The 7,919-nt window shown below is 55.7% G+C and carries 17 protein-coding genes; all 17 read left to right on the top strand.

All coding sequences use genetic code 11. The annotated features are described in order from the left end of the window. Positions 1-18 precede the first annotated feature (18 nt). Complete coding sequence (rpsJ, locus tag WG78_RS21935) at positions 19-330, top strand: 30S ribosomal protein S10 (protein ID WP_053939980.1); 312 nt, start codon at positions 19-21, stop codon at positions 328-330. Positions 331-561: 231 nt separating this feature from the next. Continuing rightward, the gene (gene rplC, locus WG78_RS21930) at positions 562-1,206 is read left to right on the top strand and encodes a 50S ribosomal protein L3 (protein ID WP_053939979.1); all 645 of its coding nucleotides are present in this window, start codon (positions 562-564) and stop codon (positions 1,204-1,206) included. Next, positions 1,206-1,826: a 50S ribosomal protein L4 gene (rplD, locus tag WG78_RS21925; protein ID WP_053939978.1), complete on the top strand. Its 621-nt coding sequence runs from the start codon at positions 1,206-1,208 to the stop codon at positions 1,824-1,826. The genes rplC and rplD overlap by 1 nt, the downstream gene beginning before the upstream one ends. Further along, positions 1,823-2,128: a 50S ribosomal protein L23 gene (gene rplW / locus WG78_RS21920; protein ID WP_053939977.1), complete on the top strand. Its 306-nt coding sequence runs from the start codon at positions 1,823-1,825 to the stop codon at positions 2,126-2,128. Before rplD ends, rplW begins: the two co-directional genes overlap by 4 nt. A 12-nt stretch (positions 2,129-2,140) precedes the next feature. Then, the gene (gene rplB, locus WG78_RS21915) at positions 2,141-2,974 is read left to right on the top strand and encodes a 50S ribosomal protein L2 (RefSeq protein WP_053939976.1); all 834 of its coding nucleotides are present in this window, start codon (positions 2,141-2,143) and stop codon (positions 2,972-2,974) included. A gap of 6 nt (positions 2,975-2,980) precedes the next feature. After that, positions 2,981-3,256 carry a 30S ribosomal protein S19 gene (gene rpsS, locus WG78_RS21910; RefSeq protein ID WP_053939975.1) on the top strand — a complete coding sequence of 92 codons (276 nt, stop codon included), beginning with the start codon at positions 2,981-2,983 and terminating at the stop codon, positions 3,254-3,256. A gap of 9 nt (positions 3,257-3,265) precedes the next feature. After that, positions 3,266-3,595 (top strand): 50S ribosomal protein L22, encoded by a 330-nt coding sequence (gene rplV, locus WG78_RS21905; RefSeq protein WP_053939974.1) that lies wholly within the window; start codon positions 3,266-3,268, stop codon positions 3,593-3,595. A 9-nt stretch (positions 3,596-3,604) separates the two neighbouring features. Beyond that, positions 3,605-4,309, top strand: coding sequence for a 30S ribosomal protein S3 (rpsC, locus tag WG78_RS21900; protein WP_053939973.1), 705 nt, complete (start codon positions 3,605-3,607; stop codon positions 4,307-4,309). After that, positions 4,293-4,709, top strand: a complete 417-nt coding sequence (gene rplP / locus WG78_RS21895; protein WP_053939972.1) for a 50S ribosomal protein L16 — start codon at positions 4,293-4,295, stop codon at positions 4,707-4,709. The genes rpsC and rplP overlap by 17 nt, the downstream gene beginning before the upstream one ends. After that, entirely contained in the window at positions 4,709-4,897 is a 189-nt protein-coding gene (gene rpmC, locus WG78_RS21890; protein ID WP_053939971.1) for a 50S ribosomal protein L29, read from the top strand. The genes rplP and rpmC overlap by 1 nt, the downstream gene beginning before the upstream one ends. Positions 4,898-4,899: 2 nt before the next feature. After that, positions 4,900-5,163, top strand: coding sequence for a 30S ribosomal protein S17 (gene rpsQ / locus WG78_RS21885; protein WP_053939970.1), 264 nt, complete (start codon positions 4,900-4,902; stop codon positions 5,161-5,163). 225 nt (positions 5,164-5,388) lie between these two features. Further along, on the top strand, positions 5,389-5,757 hold the full coding sequence (rplN, locus tag WG78_RS21880; RefSeq protein ID WP_053939969.1) for a 50S ribosomal protein L14: 369 nt from the start codon (positions 5,389-5,391) through the stop codon (positions 5,755-5,757). Between the two features lie 12 nt (positions 5,758-5,769). Beyond that, complete coding sequence (gene rplX, locus WG78_RS21875) at positions 5,770-6,090, top strand: 50S ribosomal protein L24 (protein ID WP_053939968.1); 321 nt, start codon at positions 5,770-5,772, stop codon at positions 6,088-6,090. A gap of 13 nt (positions 6,091-6,103) precedes the next feature. Next, entirely contained in the window at positions 6,104-6,643 is a 540-nt protein-coding gene (gene rplE, locus WG78_RS21870) for a 50S ribosomal protein L5 (protein WP_053939967.1), read from the top strand. A gap of 10 nt (positions 6,644-6,653) precedes the next feature. Then, complete coding sequence (rpsN, locus tag WG78_RS21865) at positions 6,654-6,959, top strand: 30S ribosomal protein S14 (protein WP_053939966.1); 306 nt, start codon at positions 6,654-6,656, stop codon at positions 6,957-6,959. 19 nt (positions 6,960-6,978) lie between these two features. Beyond that, complete coding sequence (gene rpsH / locus WG78_RS21860; RefSeq protein WP_053939965.1) at positions 6,979-7,371, top strand: 30S ribosomal protein S8; 393 nt, start codon at positions 6,979-6,981, stop codon at positions 7,369-7,371. A gap of 12 nt (positions 7,372-7,383) precedes the next feature. Beyond that, positions 7,384-7,917 carry a 50S ribosomal protein L6 gene (gene rplF, locus WG78_RS21855; protein ID WP_053939964.1) on the top strand — a complete coding sequence of 178 codons (534 nt, stop codon included), beginning with the start codon at positions 7,384-7,386 and terminating at the stop codon, positions 7,915-7,917. The last annotated feature ends 2 nt before the right edge of the window (positions 7,918-7,919 follow it).

The raw sequence follows: 7,919 nt of genomic DNA, 5'->3' as shown, positions 1-7,919 counted from the left end.
GTGAAATAAGGCATCCAAATGCAAAACCAGAAAATCCGTATCCGCCTGAAAGCATTCGACTACGCGCTGATCGACCGTTCCGCTCAGGAAATCGTTGATACCGCCAAGCGTACCGGTGCTGTGGTGAAGGGCCCGGTTCCGTTGCCGACGAAAATCGAACGTTTCGACGTTCTGCGTTCGCCGCACGTGAACAAGACCTCCCGCGACCAGTTCGAAATCCGTACTCATCTGCGCCTGATGGACATTGTCGATCCTACCGACAAGACCGTTGACGCCCTGATGAAGCTGGATCTGCCGGCTGGCGTGGATGTAGAAATCAAGCTGCAGTAATGCAGTTGCCCCGGTCGCGGTAACGCGGCCGGGGTGGTCTGATCTGGTGTAATTCAGAAAAGACCATATAAATCAGCAGGATTTTTTGGCTTTGGCGGGCTAAGTGCTTGCAGGGGCAGGAAAATCAGTGCTAATATCGCGAGCTTGTCATCTTTTGGGTGACAAGCTTTCTTTTTTTATTAATTGGTTATTTGCCGGTCAATCGAAATCGGCCCTGAAAAGGAAATAACTATGAGCTTAGGTCTAGTCGGTCGCAAAGTCGGCATGACCCGCGTCTTCGCTGAGGATGGTGCTTCCATCCCGGTGACGGTGCTGGATCTGTCGGCCAATCGCGTCACGCAGGTCAAAACGCCCGAAACTGACGGCTACGCAGCTGTGCAAGTTTCGTTTGGCGCCAAGAAGGCTAATCGCGTTAACAAAGCGGAAGCCGGTCACTTTGCTAAAGCAGGTGTTGAAGCTGGTCTCGGTCTCGTTGAGTTCCGTGTGCCCGCTGACAAAATCACCGAGCTGAAAGCTGGCGATTCGCTGTCCGTTGAGTTGTTCGCTATTGGTCAGATGGTTGATGTCACTGGCACTACCCAGGGTAAGGGTTTTGCTGGCGCGATCAAGCGTCACCATTTCAGCTCCAACCGTGCTTCCCACGGTAACTCCCGTTCGCACAACGTGCCGGGTTCCATTGGTCAAGCGCAAGATCCGGGCCGAGTGCTGCCGGGTAAGCGTATGCCGGGTCAGCTTGGTAACGTCAAGCGTACCGTGCAGAACCTGGAAGTCGTGCGTGTGGATGCCGAGCGTCAACTGCTGTTGGTGAAGGGCGCTGTCCCGGGTTCCAAGGGCAATGACGTGATCGTTCGCCCCAGTGTGAAGGCAGGTGCGTGATGGAACTGAAAGTCATTAATGCAAACGGCGAAGCGCAAGCTGCTGTCGCTGGCTCCGATACCCTGTTCGCACGTGAATTCAACGAAGCGCTGGTTCACCAGGTTGTGACCGCGTACTTCGCGAATGCACGTAGCGGTAACCGTGCTCAGAAAGATCGTGAGCAGGTTAAACACTCCACCAAGAAGCCGTTCCGTCAAAAGGGCACCGGTCGTGCTCGTGCCGGTATGACTTCGTCGCCGCTGTGGCGTGGTGGTGGTCGCATTTTCCCGAACAGCCCGGACGAGAACTTCAGCCACAAGGTTAACCGCAAGATGTACCGCGCCGGTATCGCGACCATTCTGTCGCAACTGGTTCGCGAAGAACGTCTGGTGGTGGTTGACAGCTTTACGCTGGAAGCCCCGAAGACCAAGGCTTTCGTGCAGAAGCTCGAAACCCTGAAGCTCGAAAACGCGCTGATCATCACGAAGGAACTGGACGAAAACCTGTACCTGGCTTCGCGCAACCTGAACAACGTTCTGGTGCTCGAGCCGTCGCAGGCTGATCCGGTGAGCCTCGTGCGCTTCAAGAAAGTAGTGCTGACCCGCGATGCGCTGGCTGCCTTCGAGGAGATGTTCGCATGACGCAATTTACTGAAAACCGTCTGCTGCAGGTTCTGCGCGCACCGGTGGTCTCTGAAAAGTCGACCTTCGTTGCCGAAAAGAACGAGCAAATCGTGTTCCGCGTATCCACGGATGCCACCAAGGCCGAAATCGCCGCCGCTATTGAACTGCTGTTCAAGGTGAAGGTTGAGGCTGTGCAGGTTGTAAACGTCAAGGGCAAAGTCAAGCGCTCGGGTCGTTTCACCGGTCGTCGTGCTAGCTGGAAGAAGGCTTATATCAGCCTTGTGGCCGGCCAGGAAATCGACCTCTCGGCTGCGCAATAAGGAGACTGAAAAATGGCATTGGTAAAAGTAAAACCGACGTCCCCCGGTCGCCGCGCTGTCGTCAAGGTTGTAAACCCTGATCTGCATAAAGGTGCTCCGTACGCACCGCTGCTGGAAGCGCAATCGAAGACCGCCGGCCGTAACAACCGCGGTGTGATCACGACCCGTCATAAGGGTGGTGGCCACAAGCAGCATTACCGGATTATCGATTTCAAGCGCAACAAGGACGGTATCCCGGCCAAGGTTGAGCGCCTGGAATACGATCCGAACCGTACCGCTAACATCGCGCTGCTGTGCTATGCCGATGGCGAACGTCGCTACATCATCGCCCCGAAGGGCGTGCAAGCTGGTGCCGTCCTGGTGTCGGGCGCTGAAGCGCCGATCAAGGCCGGTAACGCACTGCCGATCCGCAACATTCCGGTGGGTTCCACGATCCACTGCGTTGAATTGCAACCTGGCAAAGGCGCACAGCTGGCTCGTTCGGCGGGTGTGAGTGTTCAGTTGCTGGCTCGTGAAGGTGCTTACGCTCAGCTGCGTCTGCGCTCTGGCGAAATCCGCAAGGTGCACATCGACTGCCGCGCAACGCTGGGCGAAGTGGGTAACGAAGAACATAGCCTGCGCTCTTACGGTAAAGCTGGCGCCAAGCGTTGGTTGGGTATTCGCCCGACCGTACGTGGTACCGCAATGAACCCGATCGATCACCCGCACGGTGGTGGTGAGGGTCGTACTGGTGAAGGTCGTGTGCCGGTTAGCCCATGGGGCCAGCCGACCAAGGGCTACCGTACCCGTAACAACAAGCGTACCGATGGCATGATCGTTCGTCGTCGTCCTGCGAATAAGAGGTAATTGAACATGGCACGTTCTGTCAAGAAAGGCCCGTTTGTAGACCTGCACCTGATCAAGAAGATCGAGGCTGCGCGTACTTCGAACGACAAGCGCCCCATCAAGACCTGGTCGCGTCGTTCTACCGTTCTGCCGGATTTCGTCGGTCTGACGATCGCTGTGCACAACGGCAAGCAACACGTACCGGTTTACGTGAACGAAAACATGGTTGGCCACAAGTTGGGCGAGTTTGCACTCACCCGTACTTTCAAAGGTCATGCCGCCGACAAAAAAGCCAAGCGCTAAGGTGATGCCATGCAAGTATCCGCTGTACTGAGCAATGCTCGCCTCTCCGCACAAAAAGCGCGTCTTGTCGCCGATCTCGTTCGTGGCAAGCCGGTGGAGCAGGCTCTGAACATCCTGGCTTTCAGCCCGAAAAAGGGCGCAGTGCTGATCAAGAAGGTACTGGAGTCCGCGATTGCCAACGCCGAGCACAACGAAGGCGCTGACATCGATGCACTTAAAGTCGCCACGATCTATGTGGACAAAGGGCCGTCTCTGAAGCGTTTTTCCGCGCGTGCAAAAGGCCGCGGCAATCGCATCGAGAAGCAAACCTGCCACATCACGCTGACTGTTGGCGACTAAGGAGCGATTATGGGTCAGAAAATTCATCCGACGGGTTTTCGTCTCGCCGTCACCAAGAACTGGGGCTCACGCTGGTACGCTAACAGCAAGAACTTCAGCAAGATGTTGACTGAAGATATCGAAGTCCGTGAGTTCCTGAAGAAAAAACTCGCAAACGCCGCGGTCAGCCGCGTCGTGATCGAGCGTCCGGCCAAGAATGCCAAGATCACCATCCACACGGCTCGTCCGGGTGTTGTGATCGGCAAGAAGGGCGAAGACATCGAAGTATTGAAAGGCCAACTTCAGGCCATCCTGAAGGTGCCGGTTCACGTCAATATCGAAGAAGTTCGCAAGCCTGAAATTGACGCGCAAATCATCGCCGACAGCATCGCTTCGCAGCTTGAAAAGCGTGTGATGTTCCGTCGTGCCATGAAGCGCGCCATGCAAAACGCCATGCGTCTGGGTGCCCAAGGCATCAAGATCATGTCGGCTGGCCGTCTGAACGGTATCGAAATCGCACGTACCGAGTGGTATCGCGAAGGCCGCGTGCCGTTGCATACCCTGCGTGCCGATATTGACTACGCGACCTCTGAAGCCAGCACCACCTACGGCATCATTGGTATCAAGGTTTGGGTTTACAAAGGTGAAATGAAGCCTGGCGAAAAGGCTGCACAAGAACCGGTAGAAACCCGCAAGCGTGAACGTAAGGGGCCTCGCAATGCTGCAGCCAACTAGACTCAAGTACCGTAAGGTCCAGAAGGGTCGTAACACCGGTATCGCTACCCGCGGTAACAGCGTTGCGTTCGGCACTTTTGGCCTGAAGTCGACCAGCCGCGGTCGTCTGACTGCTCGTCAGATCGAAGCTGCGCGTCGTGCTATCACTCGTCACATCAAGCGTGGCGGTCGCGTGTGGATCCGTGTGTTCCCGGACAAACCGATCTCGACCAAGCCCGCTGAAGTGCGGATGGGTAACGGTAAGGGCAGCCCGGAATACTGGGTCGCCGAAATTCAACCTGGCAAGGTACTGTACGAACTGGACGGCGTCGACGAGGCAATCGCTCGTGAAGCCTTCCGCCTGGCTTCGGCCAAGCTGCCGTTCGCAACGACCTTCGTCTCTCGTCAAGTGGGGCAATGATGAAAGCTGCTGAACTTCGTCAGAAATCCGAAGGCGAGCTGAAGAGCGAACTGACTGCGCTGTTGAAAGCCCAGTTCAGCCTGCGCATGCAGCACGCTACCGGCCAACTCGCAAAAAACAGCGAGATCAACCGCGTGCGCAAAGACATTGCGCGCATCCGTACCATCATGGCTGAAAAGGCGGCGTGAACATGAGCGAAGCGAAACTGAAGCGTACGCTGACCGGCCGTGTTGTCAGCGACAAAATGGACAAGACCGTAACCGTGCTCGTTGAGCATCTGGTTAAGCACCCGCTGTATGGCAAGGTGGTTCGTCGTTCCAAGAAGTACCACGCGCATGATGAAACGAACCAGTATCACGAAGGTGATCTGGTGACGATCGAAGAAGGTCGTCCGCTGTCCCGTACCAAGAGCTGGGTTGTTACCGGCTCGGTGCAAAAGGGTCAGGCAGTCTAAGTAATGCCGTTTGCCGCTGGCAAACGTAAGTGGTAGTTGCACGGGCATTGTACTTCGCGTACAATGCCCGTTTTTCCTTGTCGCAATAGTACGGGTCTTTCGGGCCTGCGCTACTGCTTGTTTTCCCCGTACGGGGTCCAAAACTGGTCGCGATTCGCTCGGTTTTGCCGGGCACTGCTTCGGTTATGCCGAAGTTTCGCGGGTTAAGTTGGAGGTTTGTTTCACATGATCCAAATGCAATCCATGCTGGAGGTTGCAGATAACACCGGTGCGCGTTCTGTTATGTGCATCAAGGTGTTGGGCGGCTCCAAGCGTCGTTATGCCTCTGTGGGCGACATCATCAAGGTCAGCATCAAAGATGCTGCCCCGCGTGGTCGTGTCAAAAAGGGTGACGTGTACAACGCCGTGGTGGTTCGCACCGCCAAGGGCGTACGTCGTTCTGATGGCTCGCTCATCAAGTTTGATGGCAATGCCGCCGTTCTCCTGAATGCAAAGCTGGAACCGATTGGTACTCGTATCTTCGGACCGGTGACGCGTGAACTCCGTACCGAGCGCTTCATGAAGATCGTGTCGCTCGCGCCCGAAGTGTTGTAAGGAGAGGCAGGTATGAACAAGATTCGCAAAGGTGACGAAGTTATCGTCATTACCGGTAAGGACAAGGGCAAGCGCGGTACCGTGCTGCGCATGATCCCCGATGAAGATCGCGTTGTGGTTGAAGGCGTCAATGTGGTGAAAAAACACCAGAAGCCGAACCCGATGCGCGGTCAGCAAGGCGGGATTGTCGAGAAAACCCTCTCTGTCCACGTTTCCAACGTCGCCATCTTCAATGCGGTTACCGGCAAAGCCGACCGTGTTGGGATCAAGGTGCTCGAAGACGGCAAGAAAGTCCGCGTCTTCAAGTCCAATGGCGAAGTGGTTAACGCTTAAGGGGCTCGCATAAATGTCTCGTCTGCAAGAGTTTTACCAAGAGAAAGTTGTACCGCAACTGGTTGAACAGTTCGGTTACAAATCCGTGATGGAAGTACCGCGCATCGAAAAGATCACCGTGAACATGGGTGTCGGCGAAGCGGTGGCTGACAAGAAAGTGATGGAACACGCCGTTGGCGACATGGAAGCGATCACCGGTCAAAAGGCCGTTGTGACCAAAGCCAAGAAGTCCATCGCTGGTTTCAAGATTCGTGACGGTTACCCGGTTGGCTGCAAGGTTACCCTGCGTCGCGAACGTATGTACGAATTCCTGGATCGTCTGGTTTCCGTTGCGCTGCCGCGTGTACGTGACTTCCGTGGCGTGAGTGGCAAGTCCTTTGATGGCCGTGGCAACTACAACATGGGCGTTAAAGAACAGATCATCTTCCCGGAAATCGAGTACGACAAGATCGACGCTCTGCGTGGTATGAACATTACCATCACCACGACTGCGAAGACCGACGATGAAGCGCGCGCGCTGCTGGCCGCCTTCAAGTTCCCGTTCAAGAATTGAGGCGAACATCATGGCAAAACGCTCATTGATCAATCGTGAGGAAAAGCGCCGCGTTACCGTCGAGAAGTTCGCAGCCAAGCGTGCACAGCTGCTGTCGATCATCAACGATGTTAATGCCAGCGAAGAAGACCGCTTTGCAGCGCGTCTGAAGTTTCAACAACTGCCGCGTAACGCCAGCCCGTCTCGCGTGCGCAATCGTTGTTCCCTGACCGGTCGTCCGCGCGGCACGTTCCGCAAGTTCGGTCTGGCACGTAACAAACTGCGCGAGCTGGCCATGAAGGGCGAAATCCCTGGCATGGTCAAGGCAAGCTGGTAACCGGAGGCGGAGAAGAAATATGGCAATGCATGATCCTATCGCCGATATGCTGACTCGTGTTCGTAACGCCCAGCGTGCGAACAAAGCTTCGGTGACCATGCCCTCTTCCAAGCTGAAGGTGGCAATCGCTCAGGTTCTGAAAGACGAAGGCTATGTCGAGTCGTTCAGCGTCGCAGGCGAAATCAAACGTGAATTGACGATCGAGCTGAAGTACTACGCTGGCCGTCCGGTAATCGAACGCATCGACCGCGTTTCGAAGCCTGGTCTGCGTGTATACAAAGGCTCGGATGATATTCCGAAGGTAATGAACGGGCTTGGCGTGGCGATTCTGTCGACGTCCAAGGGTGTGATGACCGATCGCAAAGCGCGTGCCAACGGTGTTGGTGGCGAGCTTCTGTGTTTCGTTGCTTGATGAGGTGAAATAATGTCTCGCGTAGCAAAAAATCCGGTCGCTATCCCGTCCGGCGTAGAAGTTAAGCTCAGCGCCACTGAAATCCAGGTGAAGGGCCCGCAAGGTACCCTCACTCAGCCGCTGACCGGCAATGTGGACGTCAAGGTCGAAGACAACGCTGTTGTGTTCGCTGCCACTGGCGAAAGCAAGGATGCACGTGCCATGTCCGGTACGTTGCGTGCTCTGGTCAACAACATGGTTACCGGCGTTTCCAAGGGCTTCGAGCGCAAGCTGACCCTGGTTGGCGTGGGTTACCGTGCGCAGGCTCAGGGCGAATCCCTGAACCTGACTCTGGGTTTCTCTCACCCGGTCGTGCACAAGATGCCGGCTGGTGTGACGGTTGCTACCCCCACTCAGACCGAGATCGTTCTGAAGGGTGCTGACAAGCAAGCCGTTGGCCAGGTTGCTGCTGATATCCGCGCTTACCGCGCTCCGGAACCCTACAAGGGCAAGGGCGTGCGTTACTCGGATGAAGTGGTGACGCTCAAAGAAACCAAGAAGAAGTAATC

The sequence above is a fragment of the Amantichitinum ursilacus genome, from assembly GCF_001294205.1.
Classification (GTDB): domain Bacteria; phylum Pseudomonadota; class Gammaproteobacteria; order Burkholderiales; family Chitinibacteraceae; genus Amantichitinum; species Amantichitinum ursilacus.
Note: the sequence above shows the minus strand (reverse complement) of the source record. Positions and strands in the feature narration are given on the sequence as shown.

Excerpts from the sequence above, each read along its gene's own strand:
- rpsJ (WP_053939980.1), top strand. The coding sequence starts at position 19 with ATGCAAAACCAGAAAATCCGTATCCGCCTGAAAGCATTCGACTACGCG.
- rplC (WP_053939979.1), top strand. The coding sequence starts at position 562 with ATGAGCTTAGGTCTAGTCGGTCGCAAAGTCGGCATGACCCGCGTCTTC.
- rplD (WP_053939978.1), top strand. The coding sequence starts at position 1,206 with ATGGAACTGAAAGTCATTAATGCAAACGGCGAAGCGCAAGCTGCTGTC.
- rplW (WP_053939977.1), top strand. The coding sequence starts at position 1,823 with ATGACGCAATTTACTGAAAACCGTCTGCTGCAGGTTCTGCGCGCACCG.
- rplB (WP_053939976.1), top strand. The coding sequence starts at position 2,141 with ATGGCATTGGTAAAAGTAAAACCGACGTCCCCCGGTCGCCGCGCTGTC.
- rpsS (WP_053939975.1), top strand. The coding sequence starts at position 2,981 with ATGGCACGTTCTGTCAAGAAAGGCCCGTTTGTAGACCTGCACCTGATC.
- rplV (WP_053939974.1), top strand. The coding sequence starts at position 3,266 with ATGCAAGTATCCGCTGTACTGAGCAATGCTCGCCTCTCCGCACAAAAA.
- rpsC (WP_053939973.1), top strand. The coding sequence starts at position 3,605 with ATGGGTCAGAAAATTCATCCGACGGGTTTTCGTCTCGCCGTCACCAAG.
- rplP (WP_053939972.1), top strand. The coding sequence starts at position 4,293 with ATGCTGCAGCCAACTAGACTCAAGTACCGTAAGGTCCAGAAGGGTCGT.
- rpmC (WP_053939971.1), top strand. The coding sequence starts at position 4,709 with ATGAAAGCTGCTGAACTTCGTCAGAAATCCGAAGGCGAGCTGAAGAGC.
- rpsQ (WP_053939970.1), top strand. The coding sequence starts at position 4,900 with ATGAGCGAAGCGAAACTGAAGCGTACGCTGACCGGCCGTGTTGTCAGC.
- rplN (WP_053939969.1), top strand. The coding sequence starts at position 5,389 with ATGATCCAAATGCAATCCATGCTGGAGGTTGCAGATAACACCGGTGCG.
- rplX (WP_053939968.1), top strand. The coding sequence starts at position 5,770 with ATGAACAAGATTCGCAAAGGTGACGAAGTTATCGTCATTACCGGTAAG.
- rplE (WP_053939967.1), top strand. The coding sequence starts at position 6,104 with ATGTCTCGTCTGCAAGAGTTTTACCAAGAGAAAGTTGTACCGCAACTG.
- rpsN (WP_053939966.1), top strand. The coding sequence starts at position 6,654 with ATGGCAAAACGCTCATTGATCAATCGTGAGGAAAAGCGCCGCGTTACC.
- rpsH (WP_053939965.1), top strand. The coding sequence starts at position 6,979 with ATGGCAATGCATGATCCTATCGCCGATATGCTGACTCGTGTTCGTAAC.
- rplF (WP_053939964.1), top strand. The coding sequence starts at position 7,384 with ATGTCTCGCGTAGCAAAAAATCCGGTCGCTATCCCGTCCGGCGTAGAA.